A 24,494-nucleotide genomic window follows, 5' to 3' on the forward strand; every position below is an offset into this window, starting at 1 on the left:
CCAGGGAGCCAGTTGGATGACAACTCAATCTTCAAACAGCTACAGCTTTGATGCGCAAACGGCTCACCAGTTTTACATCAACGGTCGTTGGACGTCCCCGGCGATCCCGGCGACGCTGCCGGTGGTCAACCCGGCCAATGAAGCCGTGGTTGCCGAGGTGGCACGCGGGTCTGCCGAGGATGTCGACCGGGCCGTTGCGGCGGCACGCGGGGCGTTCGTCGGTTGGTCTGCAACCCCGGCGGCTGCGAAAGCCCAGGTGCTGGGGAAAATCCACGCACTGATCCTTGAACGCAAAGAGCAGCTGGCACAGGCGCTGTCCCTGGAAATGGGCGCGGCCATCGGTTTTGCGCGGGCAATGCAAGTGCCGCTGGCGGCCGAACACGTGCGGGTCGCCCGTGACCTGCTGTCCAGCTATCGCTTCCAGACCGTGGAAGGCGGCACCGCAATCGAGCGCGAGCCCATCGGCGTGTGCGGGCTGATCACGCCGTGGAACTGGCCGCTGTATCAAATCACCGCAAAAGTCGCCCCGGCCATCGCCGCAGGCTGCACCGTAGTGTTGAAACCCAGCGAACTGTCGCCATTGAGTGCCCTGCTGTTTGCCCAACTGGTGCATGACGCCGGCCTGCCGCCTGGGGTGTTCAACCTGGTGAACGGCAGCGGTGCCGACGTCGGCGCGGCCATGGCGGCCCATGGGGATATCGACATGATTTCCATCACCGGCTCCAACCGCGCGGGCGCATTGGTTGCCCAGGCGGCCGCACCAACGGTCAAGCGGGTCACCCAGGAATTGGGGGGCAAGTCGCCGAACGTGCTGCTGCCCGACGCCGACTTCGCCAAGGCTGTGCCGCTGGGGGTGATGTCGGCGTTTCGCAACGTCGGCCAGTCGTGCAGCGCGCCGACCCGCATGATCGTGCCGAGAAACCGCCTGGCCGAAGTCGAAGCCCTGGCGGCGGCTACCGCGAATGCACTGATCGTCGGCGACCCGCAATCGGAACAGACACAGTTGGGCCCCATTGCCAACGAAGCCCAGTTTCATCGCGTCCAGGCCATGATCCAGGCCGGCCTCGACGAGGGCGCCAAACTGCTGTGCGGCGGGCCGGGACGGGCGGCGGGTTTTGACAAGGGCTTCTATACACGGCCGACGGTTTTCTCCGACGTGGACAACGCCATGCGCATTGCCCAGGAGGAAATATTCGGGCCGGTGCTGTGCATCATTGCCTATGACACGGTGGATGAAGCCGTCGCCATCGCCAACGATACGGTGTACGGGCTGGGCGCCCACGTTCAGGGGCAGGACCTTGATCTTGCGCGAGCGGTGGCGTCGCGTATACGCGCGGGCCAGGTGCACCTGAACCATCCAGCGTGGAATCCGATGGCGCCGTTTGGGGGCTACAAACGCTCGGGGAATGGGCGGGAGTATGGGGTGCAGGGGTTCGAGGAGTATCTGGAAACCAAGGCGATTATCGGGTTTGGTGATGAGTGATGGGCCTTTATCAAGCTTAAAATAACTTATTGATTTTAAAGGGTTAAATTTTCACTCTAAAATCTTGAGTCTTGCATAAACAATTTCAGGCGACCGCATTCTTGTGGTGAGCGGGCTTGTCCCGCGCTGGGCTGCGAAGCAGCCCCAGTCAAGAAGAACGCGGTGTATCAGACACTCTGTAGAGGCTGGTTTTGGGGCTGCTTCGCAGCCCAGCGCGGGACAAGCCCGCTCACCACAGGGAGATGTGTCAGGGTTTAAAAAGTTGTGTCAGTACCTATGCCCTCTCAGCGCATCACACCTTGACGTTCTGCCGGATATTCCAGCCAAATTTCACCGGCCCGCCGTCCTTGGCACCATCGGCCTTCTGCGGCTGATAGCTGACGTCGACGGTGGCGAAGTTCAAGGCGATGCTGTCGTACAACACATCATCGGTCGTTTCAGCGCGGGTGCTGTAGGACACCACCATGACCTCCTTCAAGGTGATCACCAGATATTCCACCGGGCTGGCTCCGCCGGCCTTGCGCACCACCAATTTGGCTTCGGGGTAATGCTTGCCGGTGGCGCAGGCCATCATCAGGTTGGGGCTGGATTTATCCAGGGGTTTGGTCAGGTTCAGGTTGGCAAAGTCGGCCTTGCCCGAGCCGCCTCCCGTGCCGGAATGCATCGAGCCCGTTTGCGATAAACCCCAGCCCCAGTTGGTAATGTCGATCTCGTCACGATGGGCCTGGTCCCGCGATTCACCCTTGATATCGCCCAGTTTCAAAAACATATCGACTGCCATGTTGGCTCCTTGTCCTGTGGTCCGCCGGAAATGACGTGGGGCGCACTTTTCCTCAATCGGGAGCAGGCCTACAAGACGTCAAAGTCGCATCAGGAAGTGCCCGACTGCAAATGGCGAAGCTTCCGACACTCACCCCAGCCGCGGTGTCTTTACTCTCTCAACTCCCAAAAAAAGGAGTTCAGGAATGACCGTCGCCCTGTTCAAGGATGGATTCCCCTCGGCCCACCGCACTACACGTCAACGCATTGAAAGCAGTCTCGACCTGCGGCGGTTGTTTTTCGCCATAGACGCCGACCCGACGTTGATCGGCGCGGGGGTGGTGTATATCGATGGGGATTTCAACGTGGTGGTACTGCGTGAGTTCCAGGCGATTTGCAGTGTGCGGCCGATCAAGGTGGTGCTGCGGGAACCGCCGAGGTATGTGGGGCCGGTGGAGTTCAAGCGGATGTTGGAGCATGAGCCTCGGGAGTCGGAATGGGTAGCGGAGGCTTTGAGGACGACGGTGACGTGTACCGGGGCGTTGTTGAGTTGGCATGTTATTTACAGCGGAATCGCCTTGATGCCTTTTACGGGTGGCGCAAGTGTTGTTGTCTCATTCATTGGCACCGCAGCAGCAGTAGCGGGGTTGTTCCAGTGCGCCGCCGGAGTCTATCGAACGGTAAACGAAGTTTGGGATCCGCAGATGAATGACTACCTGGACAGTAATGCTTGGTACGAAGGGGTGATGGCAGCTCTCGATGCTGTGTCTTTACTTGGTGTCGCCTCTTCTGCGGTAACGACAGTGAAAGTCATCAACCTGTCCAAGCGCGCAACAGGTAAACCACTAAGAGAAGTATTGCGTGGGCTGAGTCGACAGGAACGGGCAAAATTAACGAATGAGCTCCTGATAATCCAAGACCCGCGCCTGACACCCAAGCTCCTCAAGCTCAAGCAAGCCGCACGTAACGCGCCAAAACGCATTCCAGCAACAAAGATAAAACCCATCATCGCGACCCATCGCAATGATGCCATTGCAGCAGCACTGGGCCTCGCCAGCAGCGGTATGTCCGGAAACACCAAGACGCTGGCCATCGGTATCTACGAAGAGTTCAGCGAATGAAAAACCGCCAGGAGCCCCTTTACCTTATAGATCCTCGCCCTCTTTGGGCGCGTCACAGACTGGTGTTGTTTTGCGGTCTTATAGCCTTGTGCTTTTCGATTGCCACCACCGGCACCCTGATGAATCTCACCTACTTCGCCCACGCATCCGATGAACTGACCAGCAATGCGTTCTTCATCGCAGGCGGGATTGCGTGTGCGGTATTCGGCGTCGCGCAGAGCTTGGTCCTTCACGGTTACCCACGATGGGTGTGGCTTCAGGTTGGGGTGTTCATCATCTACTTACTGCTTGTATTACCGACAATCCTTTACAGCCCCGATCACCTCCTATTTACCCTTGCCTTACTAAGCCCGCTGATCGGACTTCTATGCCTGAACAGCAAACGCCAACGACAAATGCGCCGAGAGATGTTGGAAATCAGGCATAAACGCAACAGCGTTATCGCGCCCCTGAAACAACAGGGCCGCTGGAAATGGTGGTGACCCTCAGGCCGCCTCGCTCCTTGCCGCCGTATGCCGATTCACCGGCACCGGCAAGCCCAGATGCCCACGCAACGTGCTGTGGCTGTACTCACTGCGAAACAACCCACGCTCCCGCAACAATGGCAGCACCTGGTCGGTAAACCGCGCAAAGTCATCCGGCGCACCCACGTGGATATTGAACCCATCCACCGCACCTTCGACAAACCAGCGTTCGATCTCGTCGGCCACGGTCTTGGGCGAGCCGACAAAGCTGGAAAACGGCTTGGCAAAACGCAACGCCGCCTCGCGCAATGTCAGGCGCTGGTCGCGGGCGACTTGCTTGATGTTTTCGGCATGCCCGCGATAGCCGTTGCTGCCCAGGTCGCCCAGGTCCGGGAAGGGTTCGTCCAGCGGGTACTGGCTGAAGTCGTGGTAGTTGAACGGCCGCCCCAACTGCACCAGGGCCTTGTTCAGATCCAGCTCGCCATTGCGTTCGCGGTCGATGGCCTGGGCCTGTTCGTCGGTGTCGGCAATGATCGGCGAAATGCCCGGCAGGATGGTCACGTGGTCGGGGTTGCGTCCGGCAGCGGCGGTGCGTTGTTTGATGTCGCGGTAGTAGGCCTGGGCGTCTTCGAAGTTGCCCACGCCGGCAAAAATGCCCTCGGCATAGTTGGCCGCCAGGCTGCGTCCGGATTCGGAAATACCCGCCTGGAAAATCACCGGCTGGCCCTGGGCTGAGCGCGCGATATTCAACGGCCCGGTCACCGAGAAGAACTCGCCATGGTGATCCAGGCGATGCTGGCGTTGCGGGTCAAGGAACACGCCGCTGGCCTTGTCGCGCACGAAGGCGTCGTCCTCGTAGGAATCCCACAGCCCCTGCACCACCTCCAGGTGCTCGGCCGCGCGGCGATAGCGCTCGGTGTGGTCGATATGCTGCTCACGGCCGAAGTTGCCGGCCGCGCCTTCCAGGCCGGTGGTGACCACGTTCCAGCCGGCGCGGCCGCCGCTGATCAGGTCCAGGGAGGCAAACTGGCGGGCGACGTTGAAGGGTTCGGTATAGGACGTGGTCAGGGTGGCCACCAGGCCGATCTTCGAAGTGGCACCGGCCAGGGCCGAGAGCAGGGTCAGCGGCTCCAGACGGTTGAGGAAATGCGGCGCCGAATCCGGGGTGATGTAGGGGCTGTCGACGATGAACACCAGGTCGAACTTTGCCGCTTCCGCCTGTTGCGCCTGGGTGCGGTACCAATTGATGTCCACACTGGCATCGCCGGGGATTTGCGGGTGCAACCATTCGTTTTGCGCGGTGCCGACGCCGGTGAGGATGGCACCGAACCTGAGTTGCCGGGGTAAATGGGACATCACGATATTCCTCCGTGGATGGCAGCGACGCTGACCTGTGGAGGAGGACCATAAGGCCCATCGACAGGCTTGTGAAATGCTTTGTGGATCTATGCTAATCATTAAAAATAATGATCAAAACAATAGAAGATATTCCACAAACACATAATCAACCCAGCGCGCGCCTATCAGCAGGCTGACCCGATCGAGGCGCACCGCCCACCAAGCCGTTTGTTAAATCGAGGCGTTAGGCCTAATATCGCAAGTTATACCTTGCATAAAAATGCCAAGGCTTGCACATCCCCCAGCCCGCATATTCGAAGGAGTGGCATGCAGATGAAAGAATCCAAAGAAGTGTACGAACGCATCAGTGAACAGTTCGAGGATTTCACCGCCAGGGCCTCTCAGCGCAAGGTCGAGGTCGACACCTTTCGCAGCATGGTCGGTCATATCGAGGGCCTGCATATCCTGGACCTGGCGTGTGGGCATGGCTTCTTCAGTCGCCAGTTGAAAGACTGGGGGCGGCCAAGGTACATGGCGTGGATATTTCCGAAAACATGATTTACCAGGCACGGCAAGCCAACGACGGTATCGCCTACGAAGTGCGGGATGTGGCGAAGATGGGCCGTATCGGCGCCTACGACATGGTGACGGCGGCCTGGCTCTTCAACTATGCCAGCAGTGTCGACGAACTGAGCAAGATGTTTCAGTCGGCGGCCGACAACCTGAAGCCCGGTGGTCAATTGGTGGCCTACACCGCCAACCCGTCGTTCGAACTGCAAAAAGGCAATTTCACTCGCTACGGGATTGAGGTGTTCGATGAAACCCCGGTCGCCGGCGGGTTTCGCTGCAATGCGCAATTCATGTCATCGCCCCCCGCACCGTTTACCTACTACCGCTGGGAGCAAGGCGTGTACGAAGAAGCCGCACGGGTGGCCGGTTTCAACCAGCTCACCTGGGTCGCCCCGCTGATCAGCGAACACAGCCGCACCACCATGGGGGCGGGGTACTGGCAACTGTTCGAGCGCAACAGCCTGCAGATCGGTTTGACCTGCCGCAAATAATCACGCCGGGGCGGCGACCGGGCGCAATCGCACCCGGATGTCCGCCCCCACCAGGCACTGCTCGATGATCGACAAGGGTTGCGCCTGGCCCAGATCGGTCAAGCCATCCAGCGCCAGCAACGGCCGTGCATCACTGCCCAGGAACAGCGGGGCGATGTAGACCAGCCATTCATCCACCAGGCCTGCCGCCGCAAAGGCGCCACACAATACCGGGCCGGCCTCGACCTGGACCTCGTTGCACCCCTCCTCAGCCAGGACCGTCATGACCTCTCGCAGGTCAAGCCCTTCGCCGTCCACCCCGACCTGCCGGAAACGCACACCCGCAGGGGGTGGGTGCGCCGGCTGGACGCCGGGGCCATGAAACACCAGGGTCGGTGCCGCACCATCCAGCACATGGGCCTGGGCATCGCCCTTGAGATGCTGGTCGAGCACCACCCGCAGCGGAACGGAAAACGCCGCGTGCGGGTCGGGCAGGCGCACCGTCAGGCGCGGGTTGTCCGCCAGCAGCGTGCCGCTGCCGGTGAGCACCGCGCAGGCCCGGGCGCGCCACACTTGTACATCGTCCCGGGCCTCGGGCGAAGTGATCCATTTGGATTGCCCGTTACCCAGGGCCGTGCGCCCGTCCAGGCTCATGGCCAGCTTGACCCTCAGCCACGGCCGCTTGCGCTCGGTACGCGAGAAAAACCCCTGGTTCAACTCGCGCGCCTCCGGACACGGCAAGTGTTCGACCAGCACCCCCGCCGCCTCAAGCCGCTCAATGCCATGATGCTCATGCTGGGAGCGGTCGACACTGGCGATCACCACTCGCGCCACGCCGGCCCTGATCAACGCGTCGGCACAAGGCGGCGTGCGCCCATGACCGCCGCACGGCTCCAGGGTGACATAGGCGGTGGCGCCCCGCGCATCGACGCCCGCCTCGCGCAGGGCATTGACTTCGGCGTGTGCCTGCCCCGCCCACTCGTGCCAGCCCTGGCCAAGCAGCAGGTCGCCCTTGGCGATCACGCAACCGACCCGCGGGTTCGGCGCCGTGGTAAAGGCGCCGCGGTCAGCCAGTTTCAGGGCGAGCCGCATGAAGTGCATGTCGCGCGCCAGCGCCAGGCTCATGTGCGAACCAGCGCCAACAGGTACACCGCCTCACCATGCTGGCGCTCGATTACCACCAGGTCCTGCCAAGTGAAACCAAACGCTTCCAGGGTGTCGCGCACGCCCTGCCCGGTGAAGAAATAACCTTGACGCTGGTTATCCATCTCGCGCCAGCCCGGCTCCGGGTTGCTCGCGTCGACGCCGAAGACGTTGAGCCCGATCAACGCGCCAGGGCGGGCGTACTGGCGGATATTGGCCAGGTAACGGCTCCACTCATCCGGATGCTGGTGATGGAAGCAGCCATTGTCGAGTACGCCGTCAAACACCTCTCCTGCTGGTGGCTGCCAATCCTGCAGGGCGCTGCACACCAGGCTGAGACGCTCGCCCCAGCGTTTGCGCAGCAGCGGCCAGCTGGAATTCTCGACGATGTCCAGGCCGGTCACCCGGTGTCCTGCCAGGATGAACTCAGAGGCATCCCGCGCACGGCCGACGCCCACGTCGAGGATGTGCTGGTCCGGCGTCGGCCCCAGTGCCTCGAGGAAGACCCGGGCGGCCTTGGCCATGCCGATGTCCCAGGACCACTCATCTTCACCATGGCTGTAGCGGTGGACAAATGAGGTGTCGAGCGCCCGGCGGTACGTCGATACGTCCATGAATTGCGCTTGCTTGCTCATATCAGGCGGTCCTTGGGTCAAGAGGCGCGACGGGTGGCAATCCCGTAGATCTGGCCATCGTAGGAACTGGCCAGGAAGTCATCACTGGCCGTGCTGTGGGTGATGCAGGAGATACCACTGGCGGTGGGACGCTGCACTTGCTGCCAGGAACGGCTGGGCAAGTCGAACAGCGCGATGGTGCCGCTGTAGTTCGCGGTGGCAATCACCTCCCCGTCGGCCGAGGCACAAATGCACTTGATGGAATTGCGGTGCGGCGTGTCATAGACCTCGTCACCGGACTCCAGCCACAGGCGCAGCTTCAGGTCGCGACCAATGCTGGCGAAACCGCCGTCGACCCGGCAGCAACCGTTAGAGATGCGCGTGTGGGCATTTTCGATATGCCGCGCGCAACTGAAGTCGCTGATATTGTGCAGGGCGGCGGCGGCCGAGGCGCACACGCTGAACAAGTGATGCTCGTTGGCGGCCACGCCTTTGATCGCGTTGTCGTGCATCGGGATCGAGGCCACCAGTTCCAGGCTGTTATCGCCGGCGATGACAAACACCAGGCCTTCGCCGGTGTAGGTTCCGATCAGTGCATGAAGCTGGCCATTGCGCTGGAACGTGGTGCCGCAATTGAGCGGCGAGCGATGCTGATACAACAGGCGCCCGCTGAGGGCATCGAACACCTGGCCCATCTGCCCACCGGTCAGCAACAGTGGGCCGAACGGCAGCAGGAAGTTGCACAGGCTGCCGACGCCGCTCACGGGCTGGTTATCGCGAAACAGCAGGCCCGCGTCACCGATGCTGTATTGCCCGCCCTCGGTGGTCACCACGGCGTTGATACTCACCGCCGGCTGAATGCCGTCCACGGTCCACTGATCGTGTTCATAATCCCAAGTGGCGTAGCGCGAGCCGAAGGTGGCGAACACCAAGGCGTCACTGCCGACGAACGCACAGCTGCGCGGCCAGACGATGCTCGGCAAATTGGTGCTGCGCAGGCGCTCCAGCTGGGTGCCATCGAAGCGCCAGAGGATCGCCAGGCGGTCATAACTCAAGGTCACCAGCAGCTGTTTTTCATCATTCCAGACAATGCGCTTGATCCCGGCATCGTGGGCAGGAATGGAGCGGATCTCGCCCCATGGATGATCGAGATGCGCCCTTCATCGTCACCGGCAAACACCACGCCGGCACGGGTAATGGCGACGGTATCGGTCTCGACGCCGCCGATGTCGACTTCATCGCATTGCTCGAAGGTGCTGGTGTCCCACTGGCGTACAGTGCCGTCGTCGCTGCTGGAAATCAGGCGCTTGCCATCCGGCGACCAGACCACGGAAATCACATCGGCCTGATGCCCCCGACAGGTGCCCTTGAGGTTGCCGTCGAGGTCGAAGAGGCGCAGTTGATGATCGCGCGAGCAGGTCGCGATCGACGCACCGTCCGGCGAGAACACTGCCATTTCCACGTCGTCGTCATGCCCCGACAGCACCGCCTTGAGGCGCATGCTCGGCACTTCCCAGACGCGGGCGGTGTAGTCGCTGCTGGCGCTCACCAGGTACTTGCCATCGGCACTGAACGCGCACTGGTTGGCCAGGTGGTCATGGCTGACACGGTGGATCGAATGCCCGGTCTGGGCGTTCCACAGAATGACTTGGTTGTCGTAGCCGGCGGTGGCGATGAACTCACCAGCATGGGCGGCGACGCCGCTGATAGGGCCTATGTGTCTCATCGAAAAGTCCTTTTCCTGGAGAATGAAATCAAAGCTTGATGGTGTGGCTCGACTTGCTGACTTTTGATCGCAGGTAGTTGTGGTTGTGCTTGGTCAGGAACACCCCGGTCGGCACTGAGCTGACCACGTCGATCCCGCCATCGCGCAACTGCTTGACCTTGTCCGGGTTGTTGGTCAGGAGCCGGCAGCGATGCACATCCAGGGCCCGCAGCATGGCGACCGCCGGGGCGAAACTGCGTGAGTCTTCCGGGTGGTTGAGCTTCACGTTGGCCTCGTAGGTGTCCATGCCGGCGTCTTGCAGCAGGTAGGTTTCGAACTTCGAATACAGGCCGATACCGCGACCTTCCTGGCGCAGGTAGATCAGGTAGCCGCCTTCGGCATCGAGCGCCTTCAGGGCTTCCTGCAACTGCGGGCCGCAATCGCAGCGCTGGGAACCGAATACATCACCGGTGATGCATTCGGAATGCACGCGCACCAGGGGCACATCGGCATCGGGCTCACCGGCTTTGACGGCAAAGTGTTCATTGTTCTTGTCAAAGCCCTTGAACCCGTAGAAGTGGGCGTTGACCTCACCGCCAAGAATGGAGATGGGAACTTGCGTATGAAGCGTTACTGGAGTGTCCATGGCATAGCCTCTATGGAAGTGTCGCGTTCTGGCCAGAGTGGTTTTCTACCAAACGGAATCCCATGACATAGATGGGTCTTGGATAACGTCCATGTCGGCGCTGATTGCGCGCAAGATCCCTGAAGCGGGTGAAACTGCCGCCACGGGCTACCCGGTGCCTACCAACATCCAGCACCAGGTCATCGTTGATCTCAGGCCCGCCCGGATAGGCCCGATAATCGTCGGCAACGTACTCTTCCACGTTGCCGGCCATGTCCAGCGCGCCAAACATCGAGGCGCCCTCGAGGAACACCCCGACGGGTGTCGACGTGAGCAACCCCAACTCGATGGTATTGGCGTACTCGACATTGAAGGTTTCGCCCCAGGGAAACTGAGAGCGCTGCGGCCCTGCCGCGGCGTATTCCCACTGTGCTTCGCTGGGCAGCGCGAACGCCCGCCCGGTGCGTCGGCTCAGCCATTGGGCGTAGGCGTCGGCATCCACGTCGCTGACGCTGTAGACCGGGTGGTTGGCCTGGTGCTGGGGAAAGCGGCCAAAGGCCCAGCCGGTCGGCAGGAACGGATAACCGGTATCCAGCAGGAAGGCGCGATATTCACTGTTGGTGACCGGGTAGCGACCGATGCGAAAGCTCGCCAGGTCGACCCGATGGTTGGGGGTTTCTTTCTCGATCCAACTGCGATCCAGGCCCAGCCCGGCGTAGGCGGTCATGACCGCATCGACGCGTTGCGGCTCCAGGCCGATCTCGACCTGGGCGGCAGGAACGTCGCACATGGCGGGGCTGAACACGTCGATGCGCGGGTCGCCCTTGTAGCCCAGCACTTCACCGGCGGCGATACGCCGCACCAGGGGTTCGGCAACCGACTCGACCACCCGCAGCAGTTGCTCGATGGGCGCACTCATCAGCTGTCCGGTGGCGTCGGCGATTTGCCGGGTCAGTTCATATTCGACGTAAGCCTGCGGGTAGCCCATCAATACCCGATCAGACACGTTCTTTGGCAAAGGGCTCGGCAGCGTCGGCCAATGCCAACCGTATTGATTCGTCATAGGTACACCTTTATTCCGAGCGAACACATCCACGACCGAGCGCGAAACCGCTCGGCGTGTGGATCAGTCAGGTATCAGAGTTGGTCGAGCAGCAACCTTCGATTGGTCTCGATCATCTCGATTTCGGTGGAGTACACCTCAACCACCAGGCCATCGGGATCTTCGAAGTACACGGCCGTGCGGACGTTGTCCGGACCGTGGTGATAACCCGGCGCGGGGCCATTGCCCTTGACCAGGGTGATGTTGTCGTCGGCAGCCACCTTGTCGGCGATGCGTTTGACATCCTCCGGCAGCGCACGAATGCCGATGTGGTAGCCCGGCGGGTAGACAAAGTCGGGATTGTGTTCGATGAAGAAGTCGAACCCGTTCAACTCCATCACCACTTTGCGCGGCCCCAGGTTGTAGCAATAGTGGGCGCCGAAGATGTCGCGATAAAACGCCTGGGAGGCTTCCAGGTTACGGGTGAGGATGTTGATGTGGGTCAGTTGCGGACGCTGGGATTCCAGCGCGGCCGCCTCGATGGATACGCCTTCCAGGGACCGCCACATTTTGATCGCGGCGGCGAATTTTGAGAAACCGGCCAGCCAGTTTTTCACCGTGTCCGTGGATACGCCCGCGTCAGTGATCGCCAGGCCATGGGGGTAAATGAAACAGGCCGTGCGTTGCAGCAATGCCGCGTTCAGCGGATCGCCGGCAGGTTGCCCGGCGCTGCCTTCGGCAAGGCGCACGATGCTGACCGCCTTGTTGTGGTAGCCATCGGCCAATGCCGCGAGCCGGGCAGTGAGGGTATCGAGGCTGTCTGCCGCCGACACCAGCAGGATAAACCCGTCGGCCTGGGGTAACTGCGCGCCCTCAACGGCCGCGCACAGTTCAAAACCGGCGGTTTTCGCGCAGGTGTTCAACGACTCGAGAAAGCCGTTCAGACGTGCGGCCGTGTCGGAGCTGTACAAGGTAATAAAGCGCAGCATCAGGCAACCCTCCCCTCAGTGCGGCGACCGATCAACAGGCTGTAGCGCCCGATAGGCTCCTGGACCACCTCAAAGCCCTGGGCAACCATCTGTTCGGCGATCCAGCGGGTGGGATGCAGTTCGCCGTGCACCGTGTTGACCATCATGTGCAGGGAGAAATCCGCCGACAGCGCCGGGTGAATTTCATCGTCTTCCAGGGTCATGCTCAGCACCAGCAACGAACCGCCGTCGTTGACCAATTGGGCCGCCGAGCGGATCAGCGTGCTGGTTTCTTCGCGGGTGAAATAGTGCAGGCAATCATTGACCATGATCACGTCGGCGCTTTCACCTTCGTAGCGGGCCAGGTCCAGCAGGTTACGCTCCTTGAACGTCAGGCGCCCCGCCAACTGGTACTTCTCGACGGTGCTTTCGGCGGACTGGCGCGTGGCGGCCAGGTCCCAGATTTCGCCCTGGACCTGAGGGTGCCGCCGAGCGATTTCGGCGATATAGGTGCCGTGTCCACCGGCCAGGTCGATGACCTTGCTGGCGGTATCGAACACCGGCAATTCCTTGAGCACATCGACCATGGGTTGACTGAAGCGCACCATCGCATCGTTGAAGGCATCACGTGCGGCGATGTCGTGCTTGAAGCGGTTCTCCTGCTGGAAATCCATGGACTCGGCGCTGCTCAGGATTTCCCCGAGGCGTGGCCAGTTCTGCCACTGCAAGCGCTGGTGGGCAATGATCGGGCCGATGAACTCGGCGCTGCGGCTGACCAGGAAACGCTCGGCCAGGGGCTGGTTGGTATAGGTGTCGGCGGACTTTTTCAACAGGCCCAGGGCGACCAGGCCATTGAGAAAGATCTTCGCCTTGTTGGGCACCCAGCCCAATTGCTGGCTGATCGCCTTGGCGGTAGCCGGGCGGGCGGTGTGATCGAAAAGGTGCTGCGCCACGGCGAAGTGAAGGATGGCGGATTGTCGATACTGGTCGGAGAGTTTTACCAGGTCGACCACGCTGGACAGAGCGGTTACTTCATCGGCGTGCTCATAGATGGTCGTCGGCTTTTGCGCATTCATACAGATTCTCTTCCTTGAATGTTTTTGTCTTCACTGGCGTCGGCGAGCGATGAGTGCTCGGGACGCAGCGTGTTTTTTAACGGTCCGGAGTCGTGTGCAAATGAATGTTTACGAGCAGCTTCCAAAAAGCTAGCTACGATCCTAGTCGTAAGTCCTACAAAAGCAAGCCAAACCTTTTATAATTATTTGCTATTTATAATTACCTATTGATTCCATTTATTTATTATTTTCCTGAGCAGCAAAAATGACTATGCTCATGCCCACTACCCCTTACGCAATGGATGGCGCCAAAGGTCGACGAACTCCAGTGATGCCCTCACTCCCCATGGTTACACGCGATTTATGACCTCCAGACCTGCCGACGATACCCAGTCATCCACCGCTGAACGCATCCTGTTTTTGCTCAAGACCCGTGGCCCGCTGAAAACCACCGAACTGGCGTCCCTGCTGGAACTCACGTTTGAGGCAACCCGGCAACAAATCCAGAAATTGCAGACATCGGAGCTGATCGTCGGCGTTTCGGCACCCACCTCCGGGGCCGGCCGCCCTTCGTTGAAGTGGGCGCTGACGGACACCGCGCAGAATAAATTCCCCGATTCCCACAGTGTGCTGACCCTGCACCTGATCGAATCCATCGAGGGCGTTTTCGGCAGCGACGGCATCGAAAAAATCATCTCCAGCATGGAAGCGACCAACCGCCAGGAATACGTCCAGGCGTGTTCGCAAGCCTCATCCCTGGAAGAAAAAGTCGCCATCCTGGTGCGCATCCGCGAACTCGCCGGCTATATGGCGCATATGGAACCCGCAGGTGAAGGTTGGCTGCTGATCGAAAACCATTGCCCGATCTGCGCTGCCGCGCGCAAATGCCAGGGTTTCTGCCGCTCGGAGCTGCAGATATTTCGTGCAGCCATGGGTGACGACACCCTTGTCGAACGCTGCGAACACCTGATCTCCGGGGACCGGCGTTGCGTCTATAACATTCAACCGCGCACCTGACCGCCCTACACCAACCGCCCTAAAGGAATAAGGCCATGACCCCGACTATCGACTTGCTCGCCAACCACCGCAGCGAGCGCAGCTTCCAACCCACGCCCGTCAGCGACGAACACCTGGATGCCATCTTGCGGGCCGGCCACCTGGCGCCGACGTCCTTCAATGCCCAGCATATTTCCGTGGTGGTCGTGCGCGACGCAGGCACCCGCCAACGCATTGCGGCAATAGCCGGCGGCCAGCCCTGGATCGCGTCGGCGCCGGTGTTTATCACCCTGGTGGTGGACTTTCACAAGACCGCCGTGGGTGCCGCGCTCAATGGCCAGCAACAGCAGATCCAGCGACATTTGGAAGGGCTGATCGCCGCCAGCACCGACGGCGGCATCATCCTCAGCACGCTGATGATCGCCGCACGTTCATTGGGGTTGGGCGTGGTGCCGGTGGGCGGCATTCGTGCCAACGCCGAGGCGATGATCGAGCTGCTCGGGCTGCCCGAGCAGACCTTCGCCCTGTGCGGCCTGGCCCTGGGTCATGTGCACGAGCCGGCGGCACAGAAACCGCGCATGGGCATCGAAGCCTTCCGTCACGACGAGCGCTACAACCCGGCCGCGCTGGCACCGGCGATCAGTGCCTATGACCAGCACCTGATGCGCCATTGGCAGATCATCGGCCGTGCGGACGGCCAGTCCTGGTCAAGCACCGTGGGCCGCACGTATGCACGTAACTACCGGCCCGACCTCAAGGCTCAGTTGCTGGCCAATGGTTTGTCCGCTGATTGAGCCTGCAGCGCACCGCCACTGCCCCAGCCCAGCGCCTTGTATAACGCGATGGCGTTGAGGTAGGACGCCGTCTCGGCATCGGCCACGTCCTTCTTGATCAGGAAAAACGCGCGCTGGTTTTCCAGCACCGCCATGTAGGTGCCCGAACCGCTGCGGTAGCGTTTGCTGGCGATGTCGATCGCCTGCTCGGCATGGGTGGCGGACGCCAGCAAGGCGCCCAGGCGGGTCTGGTCCTGCGCCAGGCGCATCAGCGCATTTTCCACATCTTCCTGGGCCTTGAGCAGCGACTGTTGATAGCGCGCCAGGGCACCTTCGGCCTGGGCCTGGGAACCGCGCAGGCGTGCGCGCACGTTGCCCAGGCGAAACGCCGGCCAGTCCACCGACGGCGCCAGCTCATACGCGCGGGACGCGCTGCCCAGGTCGCCGCCGCGCAGGGCGAAGAAGCCAATGAAACCGCCCAGGTTCAGGCGTGGGTACAAGTCCGCCGTGGCGGCGCCGACGTCTTCGGTGCTGGCGGCCAGCAAGCGTTCGGCGCTGACCACATCCGGACGATTGCGGATCAACTGGTCGACATCGCCCAAGGGCAGTTGCCGGGCCAGGGGCGCGAGGAAATGCGCCTTGGCCAGGGCCTGCTGTTGACGCGGTGGTTGGCCGGTCAATACGTCCAGGCGATAACCGGTTTCCTGGATCCGCGTCAGCAACGGTGGAATCGCCGCCTCGCTGAGCAGCAGGTTGGCATGGGCGTTTTGCTGATCCTCGAATTGACCGCTGCCGGCGCGCACCTGAGCGCTGGTCAGCGTGAGCGTTTCGCGCCAGGCACTGACCTGGGCCTGGGCCACTTCCAGGCTGCGGGTCAAGCCTTGCTGCTCGTAGTAATAACGCGCCACGTCGGCAGCGATGCTCAACTGCATCAGCGCCAGGTCCGCCTGGGCTGCCTGGGAACGCGCCATGGCCGAGGCGGTCAGGCGTTGCAAACGCCCGAACACGTCGATCTCCCACTGCACATCAAAGCCGGCGCGATAGGTCTGCGACAGCATCCGCTCCGGTGGCCCACCGTCGAACGGCAACTGCTGCTCCAGGCTGCGGCCATAGGCGGTACGAGCAGTGACGCCGGGATACTGGTCGAGCCGGCGGTCATCGAACACCGCACGGGAGGCCAACAGGTTGGCCTGGGCCTGGCGAATGTCATGGTTATGCGCCAGCGCCGTGTCGATCAGGCGATCGAGCTCGGCGTCGTCAAAAAACGCCCACCACTGGGCCTGCACCGGCGCCTGCCGGGCAAACAAATCCTTTTGCGCGGTGACCAGGCTGATCGGCGGGGTTACGGGCTTTTCGTAATGCGGCCCGACCATGCAGCCGTTGAGCAGCGCCAACGCCAGCACGGTGGTGACAGTTTTGCCGGGCTTCATGGTTCGCTCCTCAGGGTTTGCGCCAGGGACTGGGCCCGTGGGGTCGCGGCCGCCAAGGAATGCTTGCGGGCCAGCAGGGTGTAGACCGTCGGCAGCACGAACAGGGTGAAGCAAGTGCCGATCAGCATGCCCGATACAATCACCACCCCCAGGCCATAGCGGCTGTTGGCCCCGGCCCCCGAGGCGAACAGCAGCGGCACCAGGCCGACCACCATGGCCGCCGTCGTCATCAGGATCGGCCGCAAGCGAATCTGCGCGGCCTTGCGTATCGCCTCGGAACGGTCGAGATGTTCCTGGGCCTGCAGGGCGTTGGCGAACTCGACCATCAGGATGCCGTGCTTGCTGATCAGCCCGATCAGGGTCACCAGGCCGATCTGAGTGTAGATATTGATCGTGGCGTAGCCCAGCGCCAGGGGAATCAGCGCGCCGCTGATGGACAGCGGCACGGTGATCAGGATGATCAGCGGGTCCATCAGGCTTTCGTACTGCGCCGCCAGTACCAGGTAAATCACGATCACCGCCGCCAGGAACGCCAGCAGCAGCGCATTGCCTTCCTGGGTGTACTGCCGCGCATCGGATTGCCAGTCGTAGCTGAACCCTACGGGCAACTCGGCGGTGACGCCTTCCAGGAACGCCACGGCGTCGCCCAGGGTGACCCCGGCCGCCGGCACGCCCTGGAAGGTCGCGGCGTTCTGCTGGTTGAACTGGGTCAGCTTGTTGGGTTCGACGTGCTCGGACACCTGGATCACCGTCGACAGCGGAATCAGTGTGCCGTCCTCGGTGCGCACGTACTGGCGCGTCAGGGCTTCGGGCGTCAGGCGTTCGCTGCCGGGGCTCTGGGCTATCACATCATAGGAGCGGCCCTCCAGGCCAAAGCGGTTGAGGTAGTTTTCCCCCACCAGCACCGCCAGCGATTCGCCGATGTCCTGCATGCGAATCCCCAGGCTGTTGGCCTTGGCCCGGTCCACCCGCACCTGTACCACCGGGTTGTTATAGTCCAGGTCACTGTCGACCACGGCGAACAACCCACTGTCGCGGGCCTTCTGCTTGATCTGCTCCATAGTTTCGTACAGCACGCGGTAATCCTGGGAGCTGCGCAGCACCAGTTGCACCGGCAGGCCACCGGTGGAGCCCGGCAAGGCCGGCAACTGGAAGGCAAAGATGCTGGTGCCTTCCACATCGTTGGTGGCCGCCTGCAGGTCGACCTGGATCTGCGCGGCGGTGCGCTCGCGCTCGCCCCACAACGTCAGGTTGATGCCGCCAATGCTCGAGGCGATGCCGTCGCTGCCATTGATGATCCAGGTGCTGACGGTTTCCGGCAGGCGCCCATAGACCTCATTCAGCTTGGCGGAAAAGCGCTCGACGTATTCCAGGTTGGCATGTTGCGGCGCCTTGATCGCGGTGAGCAGCCCGGCCTGGTCCTCGGTGGGCGCCAGCTCCCGCTGCGGCAACTGGTACAGCCACGGCAGGCTGATCATCACCAGCAAGGCAAACAGCCCGCTGAGCCAGCGATGCCGCAGCGACAGGTCCAGTACCTTGGCATAACGCAGGGCCAGGCCGTCGAAGAAACGGTTGGCCAGGTGCGCCATGCGCCCTTCCGATTGCTTGGACTGCAGCAGGAACGAGCTCATGACCGGCGACAACGTCAGCGCCACCACGCCGGACACGGTCACCGCGCCGGCCAGGGTCAGGGCGAACTCCCGAAACAACGCACCCGTGAGGCCGCCCATCATGCCGATAGGCGCATACACGGCCGCCAGGGTAATGGTCATGGCGATCACCGGCCCCGCCACTTCCCGCGCACCGATCAGGGCGGCCGCCACCGGGGTCTTGCCCTCCTCGATATGCCGGTGCACGTTCTCCACCACCACAATCGCATCGTCCACCACCAGCCCCACGGCCAGCACCATCGCCAGCAGCGTCAACAGGTTGAGGCTGAAACCGAACGCCAGCATCAGCGCCGCGGCCCCCAGCATCGACAAGGGGATGGTCACCACCGGAATCAGTACCGTGCGCAACGACCCCAGGCACAGGTAGATGACGATCACCACGATCAGCAAGGCCTCGAGCAGGGTCTTCATCACCTCGTCGATGGAGGTCTGGATAAAGCGCGCGGTTTCAAACGCCAGCTCAGCCTTGACGTCCGGCGGCAGGGTCTTGCGCACGTCCGGCAGGAGTTTCTTGATACCGTCGACGATCACCAGCGGGTTGCCGCCGGGCGTCGGGAACAACCCCAGGTGCACGGCCGAAACGCCGTCCATGGTGGCGCTGGTTTCGCTGGACGCTGCACCCAGCTCCACGGTACCGACATCCTTCAGGCGCACCAGGCCGTTGCCATCGTTGCGCAGCACCAAATCGCGAAATTCATTGACGTTGGTCAGGTCGGTATTGACCCGCAGGTTGGCGACCACGAACAGGCCTTTGACCTTGCCCGGCGCCGCCTGGTAGTTGTTGCGGCGCACCGCGTCGGCCACATCGGCGGCGGTCAGGCCGCGCGCGGCCAGCCGTGCGGGGTCGATCCACAGGCGCATCGCCAGGGTTTGCCCGCCGAACACCTGGACCTTGGCCACGCCCTCGATGGTGCTCATCACCGGCTCCACCACCCGCGCCAGGTAATCGGTCAAGGCCGGGGTGGACAGGGTCGGGCTGGAGAACCCGATATAGGCCACCGCCGTCGACTCGCCGGACGAGCGTTCGATCACCGGGTCATAGGCCTGCTCCGGCAGCCGGAAACGCACCTGGTTGACCTTGGCCATGACTTCCGTGAGGGCCTGGGTCGAGTCCCGGTTGAGCTCCATGCGCACCGTGACCACGCTGCGCCCCTGCACCGACGAACTCGACAGGTAATCCACGCCTTCCACCGATGACACCGCCTGGGCAATCGGTTGAGTGACGAAGCCTTGCATCAGGTCGGATGATGCGCCGGGGTATTCGGTGGTCACGGTGATGGTGGAGCTTTCCAGCATCGGGTACTGGCGGATTGGCAGCTGCAACAAGGACATGATCCCCAGCAGCAGGATCAGAATACTGACGACAAGCGCGAGCACCGGCCGCCGAACGAAAATATCGGTGAAAGTCATGAGCGTTCTCTGGGCGAAGAATCAGATGCCCGTCACAGGCGGTTTGGACGCAGGCAGGGCCAGGGTGTCATCGGTCGCCTGCACCGCCATGCCGTCACTGAGCTTGAGTTGCCCGGAGGTCACCACCTGGTCACCCTCGTGCAAGCCTTCCTGGATCTGGACCCAACCGTCCTGGCGCTGGCCGATTTTCACCGCCACCCGCTTGACCACCAGCGTGGCGCCCTGGTCCGGGCGGGCAAGGAAAACGGTATCGCCATAGGCGGTGTAGGCCACCGCCGTTTCCGGCACGGTCAGGACATCGGCCACTTCGGTATCGGCCACTTTGACGCTGGCGTACATGCCCGGCTTGAGGGGGGCGTCCGGGCTCTCCAGCGTGGCCTGCACCTGCACCGTGCGTGAGCGGCCGATCATCGGGTCGACGGCACTGATCCGCGCCTTGAACACCCGGTCAGGGTAGGCGTCGATCAGCACGCCCACGGTTTGCCCGACGACCAGGCGGCGGCTGAGCTGCTCATCCAGGGAGAAATTGACATAGAGCACCTGGGTATTGACCAGGCTGACGATGCGGTCGCCGACATTGAGGTACTGCCCTTCGTTGACCTGGCGAATCCCCAGCACCCCGGCGAAGGGGGCGCGGATAGTCTTCTGGGCAATCAGGGCCTGGACTTTTTTCAACTCGCCCAGGGCCATGTCATGGGCGGCCCGAGCGTTATCGAGCTGTTCCTGGGTCGCGGCGTTTTCCCTGACCAGCCCGGTCACCCGCTTGCGGATGATCTCGGCATTGCGCACCTGGGCCTGCAGCCGCAACTGCTCGGCCTGTTCCGGGGCATCGTTGAGTTTGACCAGCACCTCGCCGGCCTTGACCTGGCGGCCCGACTCGAAGTTGATCAAGGTGACCCGCCCACCTGCCTCGGCGGAAACCTGCACCTGGGAGGCCGCTTCCAGCTCACCGACGCCGGCGAAATACACATTGGCCGGGCGCAATTGCACCGCCCCCAGGGCCACCTTGGTCAAGGCGCTGGCGGGGGCGTCGGCGGATTGGGCCTGGGACGGCGCGCGCGACATCATCACCACCGCGATGACCGCCACCGGAATCAACACCAGGCTGGTTATCTTCTTGTTGTTCATGGACGTCCTTATCACGATGAGTGCGTTACGCGCGGTTCACAGCCAGCTGTGGTTGAACAGGAAGAAGGCCAGTACCGCCCAGATCGACAGCACCAGATGAGTCAGTTGCAACCCCTCCTGGCGAATCCAGTAGCCGAACCACAAGCCCCCAGCAACATGGCGAAGACAAACGCCGAAAACGCGCTGAGGGCGAGGTTGAGCCAGGGCCTTGCCGACAGCAGACCATCGCCGAGGATCAACTGATAACTGCCGGTCCAGGCCGCGAGTGCAGCGACCAATTGCAGGGCCAGCACCACCAGCAGCGCCAGTTGGTGCAGACGGGGTGAACGCACGGCCCGCACCAGCAAGGGAATATCGATGGCGGGGCTCTGGCGCAACGGCTCCATGGCCATCGTCGCGCCTACCGCGCCTACCGAGCTGCGAAACGCTTGCCAGTTGTTAAGCACCGCAATGCTCAGCCACAGGCTCAAGCCAATGGCCTGTACGCCCAGGAACACTGACATCGAGTGACCCAGTAACCCTGCCTCCACAGTCATTCAAACCTCCGTATTTGTCGAAAGGGAAATCCAGCCTCAGGTATATACACAAGACATTGCTTGGATAATACGTCGCAGGCGTTTAAATACAAGATTTATCTTTGTGCGGGAGGGGTTTCAGGAAGGTTGGAAACGCTGTCTGGCAGGCGCCCGCCGGGGGCGTTCGGCGCAGTCACGCCGAAGCCCCGAAGCGGTTGTGAGGGGGCTGGAGGGGAGTTACTTGCGAGGGATTGTCACGCCGTCCTGGCGGCGATGGCTTCGATTTCCACCAGTGCACCTGGCAATGGCAACGCCACGACCTGCAACGCGGTGCGTGCCGGCTTGTTCGGCTGCTCGGGGGTGCCGAAGAACTGCGTATACCCACGCTGCAACCCGGCGAAATCCAGCTTGCCGCCCGTTTCCTCGGCGCCGACCAGGAATACCCGTAACTGCACGATATCGCCCAGGTCCAGGTCTTGCTGGCGCAGGATCTGGCGCAGCTTGTTGAACACCGAAACCGTCTGCACTTCGGTGTTGCCAAACACCCCGGGAACCGTTGGATCAACCAGGTCCGGCAAGGTCCCGCTGACAAAGATCAGGCTGGCGGACGCCGGTACGGTGACGGTCTGCGAGATCGGGAAATCGCCGACGCTGGTGCGTTGAATGCTGTCGCTCATGGTGTGTCTCCTTAAGAGGCGGCGAGTGCCGCGACCTGTCGTTGTTGGGTCACGCGTTCAGCCAGTTGCGCGACCACATGCCGCGCCGAGTTGGCCGCCGATTCCTGCCAGATGCCCACCCCGCTTTGCACCAGGCCGTCGCCGGCGAAGTACACGCGGCCGTGGCCCTGTTCGAGCAAGGCGCTGGCATCGGCGGGGAAGTGTTCGCGTTGCAGCCACGGGCCTTCGCTGAAGGGGATCTGTTCCCAGGACACCGCCAGCGGGTGGCGCAGGTGTTTGGAATAGCCCGGATGCAGCAACTCCACGGCCTCCTTGGAGGTGGCGTACTGCTGGTCGAACGGTCGCGCACCAAACACATCGGCGCCCTCCCCGGTCACGTAGCCGGCCACCAGCAGGCCCTCGTGGGTGTTGAGGTCGTTGCTCGGGTACCAGAGCAGGCGCGCCGGGTGTTCGATCCACGACAGGCCGCCGTAGGTGCGGTAGTCGGTTTCCCAGAAGCGTGGGGACTGCCACGCCACTTTGGTGGCCTGGTCGCTGCGGGTGCTGAGCAAGGCGGCCTTGATCGGGTCGCTGAAGTCGGTGTCGAGCTTGGCCAGCAATGGCAGCGGCAAGGTCGAGACCAGATAGTCGGCGCGCACCACCTGCTCGCGACCGCTGCGTTGGTCGTGGTAGGTCACGGCCACGCCGTCTTCCAACTGACGGATCTGGCGCACCTGGGCGCCCAGTTGCACGTGATCGCTGACGCGCCGGTAGAAGGCGTCGGTGATGCGGTCCATGCCACCCACCGGCTGGAACATGGTCGCCGAGAATTCCGGGAATTCGGTGTGCAGCAAGGCGCCCCACAGTTCGGGGTGCAGCAGTTGGTCCAGCGCCAACGGGCTGCGGCTGGCGGGCAAGGCGCCAGGATGTGCAGGCGATTCCAGGTGCCCCGAACGGATCGTGCCCTCGAAGGTCAGCTCCTGGGACAGGTCGCCATAGACTTGCAAAAACGCCAGCAAGCGCGTGCGTTCCTCGGCGCTCAGCACATCGTCGAGGGCATCACGCTGCACCGCTTTGGCCAGCAACCCGGACAAATGCCCGCGCGCATCGTTGATCGCCTGGCCGACGGTGAAGGCCGGCTGGTTCACATCCGGCCGCACCTGGGCGCCATGGCTGCTATTGACCAGCACTTCCAGCGGCACGCCCAGCTCACTGCAATAATCGAGGATCGTGCGGTGCTGGCTGGGAATCCGTGCCGGCCCGGCGTTGAAGTAATGCCCCGGCTCGAACGCGGCGGTCTGCGTACGGCCATCCTGGTAGTCCACGCGGTCGCCATGGCGGATTGTCCAGGTGCGACCGCCGACCCGCTCACGGGCTTCCAGCACCTGCACGCTGAACCCGGCGCGGGTCAGTTCCAGGGCGGTGACCAGCCCGGCAATCCCGGCGCCCAGCACCAGCACGCGGGTGCCCTGCCCCAGGCCGTCCTTGAGTTTCAACGGTTGCGGTCGGCGGTGCGATGACGGCCCCAGGCCGAGTACCGCCAGCGCATCCTTGACGGCTTTTTCGCCGCCTACCGCCGCGATGCTCGACAACGCTTCACGTCGTGTCAGTCCCATATCGATTGCTCCTTAATCCGGCAGGCCCGGTGGGTTGATCAGCGACTTGTCGACACGCTCCACATCCAGGCCCCAGCGTTGCAGCACCTGCGCGTACTGGCCGCCCGCAATCGCGCCTTCCAGGGCGGTGTGGATCGGCTTGACCAGGCCGTTATCCTTGCGGGTGGTCACGGCAATGTCTGCCTGCAATGGCCAGCCACCGTTCACCGTGCCGACGCGCTTGATGCCGCCGGTGATCGCCGCCGAATAGGCGTACACCGAGTTGGGCCCGAACAGCGCATCGCTGCGCCCCGACTGCACCGCCAGTTGCGCGGCGGCCTGGTCGTCGAAGTACTGCAACAGCGCTGGCTTGAGACCGGCCTTTTCGTTGGCCTCGTTCCAGGCCAGCAGGACTTTTTCCTGGTTGGTGCCGGAGCCGACGATGATCTTCAGCCCGGCAATATCGGCTGCCTGCTTGATCTCGCTGATCTTGCTGGTGGTCTTGACGTAGAAGCCGAGCACATCCTGGCGATAGGTGGCGAAGTCAAAGCGCTTCTTGCGCGCCTCGGTCACGGTGACGTTGCTGATCACCGCGTCGTACTTGCCCGAGCTGACGCCCAGGGGCCAGTCTTCCCAGCTGGTCTGCACCACATTGAGTTGCAGGCCGAGGCTGTCGGCCACCAGTTGCGCGGTGTCGGCTTCGCTGCCGATGGTGGTCTTGTCGTCGCTGGCCAACAGCGCCAGGGGCGGCCCGGCCACGCCGGACACGGCCACGGTGAACTTGCCCGGCTGGGCGAACTTGAAGCCCGGCGGGATCTGCGCAATCGCCGCTTCGTTACGCGGCACATGGATGCGCGGGCGGTCGGGGCTGAGGTCGACCTGTTGCACGGCGAATGCGCTTTGCGCAGCACTGACGGCCAGCGCCAGCAGGGCCACACGGGTGGTGTTGATGAACATGGGCAGT

The 24,494-nt window shown here is 62.5% G+C and carries 24 protein-coding genes; 7 read left to right on the plus strand and 17 right to left on the minus strand.

Features of this window, described 5'->3' with window-relative positions:
- Positions 1–16: 16 nt before the first annotated feature.
- A complete protein-coding gene (locus NIBR502773_RS04995) occupies positions 17–1,483 on the plus strand; it encodes an aldehyde dehydrogenase family protein (protein ID WP_141155537.1) in 1,467 nt (488 codons plus the stop codon).
- A 292-nt stretch (positions 1,484–1,775) separates the two neighbouring features.
- Here the strand turns inward: NIBR502773_RS04995 and NIBR502773_RS05000 are convergent, their stop codons facing one another.
- The gene (locus NIBR502773_RS05000) at positions 1,776–2,264 is read right to left on the minus strand and encodes a type VI secretion system tube protein Hcp (RefSeq protein WP_141155538.1); all 489 of its coding nucleotides are present in this window, start codon (positions 2,262–2,264) and stop codon (positions 1,776–1,778) included.
- 184 nt (positions 2,265–2,448) lie between these two features.
- Between NIBR502773_RS05000 and NIBR502773_RS05005 the strand changes: the two genes are divergently transcribed.
- Positions 2,449–3,363, plus strand: a complete 915-nt coding sequence (locus tag NIBR502773_RS05005) for an NAD synthetase (protein ID WP_141155539.1) — start codon at positions 2,449–2,451, stop codon at positions 3,361–3,363.
- On the plus strand, positions 3,360–3,845 hold the full coding sequence (locus NIBR502773_RS05010; protein ID WP_065940291.1) for a hypothetical protein: 486 nt from the start codon (positions 3,360–3,362) through the stop codon (positions 3,843–3,845). Before NIBR502773_RS05005 ends, NIBR502773_RS05010 begins: the two co-directional genes overlap by 4 nt.
- Positions 3,846–3,848: 3 nt before the next feature.
- Here the strand turns inward: NIBR502773_RS05010 and NIBR502773_RS05015 are convergent, their stop codons facing one another.
- Positions 3,849–5,183 (minus strand): LLM class flavin-dependent oxidoreductase, encoded by a 1,335-nt coding sequence (locus NIBR502773_RS05015; protein WP_141155540.1) that lies wholly within the window; start codon positions 5,181–5,183, stop codon positions 3,849–3,851.
- Between the two features lie 315 nt (positions 5,184–5,498).
- Here NIBR502773_RS05015 and NIBR502773_RS30825 point away from each other — a divergent pair, with 315 nt between their 5' ends.
- Entirely contained in the window at positions 5,499–5,723 is a 225-nt protein-coding gene (locus tag NIBR502773_RS30825; RefSeq protein ID WP_257228157.1) for a hypothetical protein, read from the plus strand.
- The gene (locus NIBR502773_RS05020) at positions 5,642–6,226 is read left to right on the plus strand and encodes a trans-aconitate 2-methyltransferase (protein ID WP_257228158.1); all 585 of its coding nucleotides are present in this window, start codon (positions 5,642–5,644) and stop codon (positions 6,224–6,226) included. The genes NIBR502773_RS30825 and NIBR502773_RS05020 overlap by 82 nt, the downstream gene beginning before the upstream one ends.
- Here NIBR502773_RS05020 and ribD read toward each other — a convergent pair whose 3' ends face one another.
- From ribD to NIBR502773_RS05055, 8 genes are all read right to left on the minus strand, one after another.
- Positions 6,227–7,330: a bifunctional diaminohydroxyphosphoribosylaminopyrimidine deaminase/5-amino-6-(5-phosphoribosylamino)uracil reductase RibD gene (gene ribD / locus NIBR502773_RS05025; protein WP_227451416.1), complete on the minus strand. Its 1,104-nt coding sequence runs from the start codon at positions 7,328–7,330 to the stop codon at positions 6,227–6,229.
- Positions 7,327–7,983, minus strand: coding sequence for a cyclopropane-fatty-acyl-phospholipid synthase family protein (locus NIBR502773_RS05030; protein WP_141155541.1), 657 nt, complete (start codon positions 7,981–7,983; stop codon positions 7,327–7,329). Before NIBR502773_RS05030 ends, ribD begins: the two co-directional genes overlap by 4 nt.
- A gap of 17 nt (positions 7,984–8,000) precedes the next feature.
- Positions 8,001–9,023 (minus strand): WD40 repeat domain-containing protein, encoded by a 1,023-nt coding sequence (locus NIBR502773_RS30830; protein ID WP_257228159.1) that lies wholly within the window; start codon positions 9,021–9,023, stop codon positions 8,001–8,003.
- Positions 9,020–9,688 carry a WD40 repeat domain-containing protein gene (locus NIBR502773_RS30835; RefSeq protein WP_257228160.1) on the minus strand — a complete coding sequence of 223 codons (669 nt, stop codon included), beginning with the start codon at positions 9,686–9,688 and terminating at the stop codon, positions 9,020–9,022. The genes NIBR502773_RS30830 and NIBR502773_RS30835 overlap by 4 nt, the downstream gene beginning before the upstream one ends.
- A gap of 28 nt (positions 9,689–9,716) precedes the next feature.
- Positions 9,717–10,313, minus strand: a complete 597-nt coding sequence (gene ribA / locus NIBR502773_RS05040; RefSeq protein ID WP_065940295.1) for a GTP cyclohydrolase II RibA — start codon at positions 10,311–10,313, stop codon at positions 9,717–9,719.
- A gap of 10 nt (positions 10,314–10,323) precedes the next feature.
- On the minus strand, positions 10,324–11,355 hold the full coding sequence (locus tag NIBR502773_RS05045; RefSeq protein WP_027607437.1) for an SUMF1/EgtB/PvdO family nonheme iron enzyme: 1,032 nt from the start codon (positions 11,353–11,355) through the stop codon (positions 10,324–10,326).
- Between the two features lie 74 nt (positions 11,356–11,429).
- On the minus strand, positions 11,430–12,323 hold the full coding sequence (locus NIBR502773_RS05050; protein WP_141155542.1) for a VOC family protein: 894 nt from the start codon (positions 12,321–12,323) through the stop codon (positions 11,430–11,432).
- Entirely contained in the window at positions 12,323–13,378 is a 1,056-nt protein-coding gene (locus NIBR502773_RS05055) for a class I SAM-dependent methyltransferase (RefSeq protein ID WP_115486974.1), read from the minus strand. Before NIBR502773_RS05055 ends, NIBR502773_RS05050 begins: the two co-directional genes overlap by 1 nt.
- A gap of 342 nt (positions 13,379–13,720) precedes the next feature.
- Here NIBR502773_RS05055 and NIBR502773_RS05060 point away from each other — a divergent pair, with 342 nt between their 5' ends.
- Both NIBR502773_RS05060 and NIBR502773_RS05065 read left to right on the plus strand, forming a co-directional pair.
- A complete protein-coding gene (locus NIBR502773_RS05060) occupies positions 13,721–14,374 on the plus strand; it encodes a metalloregulator ArsR/SmtB family transcription factor (protein WP_141155543.1) in 654 nt (217 codons plus the stop codon).
- 35 nt (positions 14,375–14,409) lie between these two features.
- On the plus strand, positions 14,410–15,147 hold the full coding sequence (locus tag NIBR502773_RS05065) for a nitroreductase family protein (protein WP_027607433.1): 738 nt from the start codon (positions 14,410–14,412) through the stop codon (positions 15,145–15,147).
- On the opposite strand, the gene NIBR502773_RS05070 is transcribed toward NIBR502773_RS05065, so the two are convergent.
- From NIBR502773_RS05070 to NIBR502773_RS05100, 7 genes are all read right to left on the minus strand, one after another.
- On the minus strand, positions 15,114–16,556 hold the full coding sequence (locus NIBR502773_RS05070) for an efflux transporter outer membrane subunit (protein ID WP_141155544.1): 1,443 nt from the start codon (positions 16,554–16,556) through the stop codon (positions 15,114–15,116). The genes NIBR502773_RS05065 and NIBR502773_RS05070 overlap by 34 nt on opposite strands.
- Positions 16,553–19,636, minus strand: coding sequence for a MexW/MexI family multidrug efflux RND transporter permease subunit (locus tag NIBR502773_RS05075; RefSeq protein WP_141155545.1), 3,084 nt, complete (start codon positions 19,634–19,636; stop codon positions 16,553–16,555). Before NIBR502773_RS05075 ends, NIBR502773_RS05070 begins: the two co-directional genes overlap by 4 nt.
- A 21-nt stretch (positions 19,637–19,657) precedes the next feature.
- Positions 19,658–20,764 carry an efflux RND transporter periplasmic adaptor subunit gene (locus NIBR502773_RS05080; RefSeq protein WP_141155546.1) on the minus strand — a complete coding sequence of 369 codons (1,107 nt, stop codon included), beginning with the start codon at positions 20,762–20,764 and terminating at the stop codon, positions 19,658–19,660.
- A gap of 101 nt (positions 20,765–20,865) precedes the next feature.
- Positions 20,866–21,300 carry a DUF2165 domain-containing protein gene (locus tag NIBR502773_RS05085; RefSeq protein WP_257228161.1) on the minus strand — a complete coding sequence of 145 codons (435 nt, stop codon included), beginning with the start codon at positions 21,298–21,300 and terminating at the stop codon, positions 20,866–20,868.
- 233 nt (positions 21,301–21,533) lie between these two features.
- Complete coding sequence (locus NIBR502773_RS05090; protein WP_027607428.1) at positions 21,534–21,956, minus strand: RidA family protein; 423 nt, start codon at positions 21,954–21,956, stop codon at positions 21,534–21,536.
- Between the two features lie 11 nt (positions 21,957–21,967).
- Entirely contained in the window at positions 21,968–23,551 is a 1,584-nt protein-coding gene (locus tag NIBR502773_RS05095; protein ID WP_141155547.1) for an FAD-dependent oxidoreductase, read from the minus strand.
- A 12-nt stretch (positions 23,552–23,563) separates the two neighbouring features.
- Positions 23,564–24,487 carry an ABC transporter substrate-binding protein gene (locus NIBR502773_RS05100; protein WP_115486969.1) on the minus strand — a complete coding sequence of 308 codons (924 nt, stop codon included), beginning with the start codon at positions 24,485–24,487 and terminating at the stop codon, positions 23,564–23,566.
- Positions 24,488–24,494: the final 7 nt, after the last annotated feature.

The sequence above is a fragment of the Pseudomonas sp. NIBRBAC000502773 genome (genome assembly GCF_006517195.1).
GTDB classification, from domain to species: domain Bacteria; phylum Pseudomonadota; class Gammaproteobacteria; order Pseudomonadales; family Pseudomonadaceae; genus Aquipseudomonas; species Aquipseudomonas marginalis.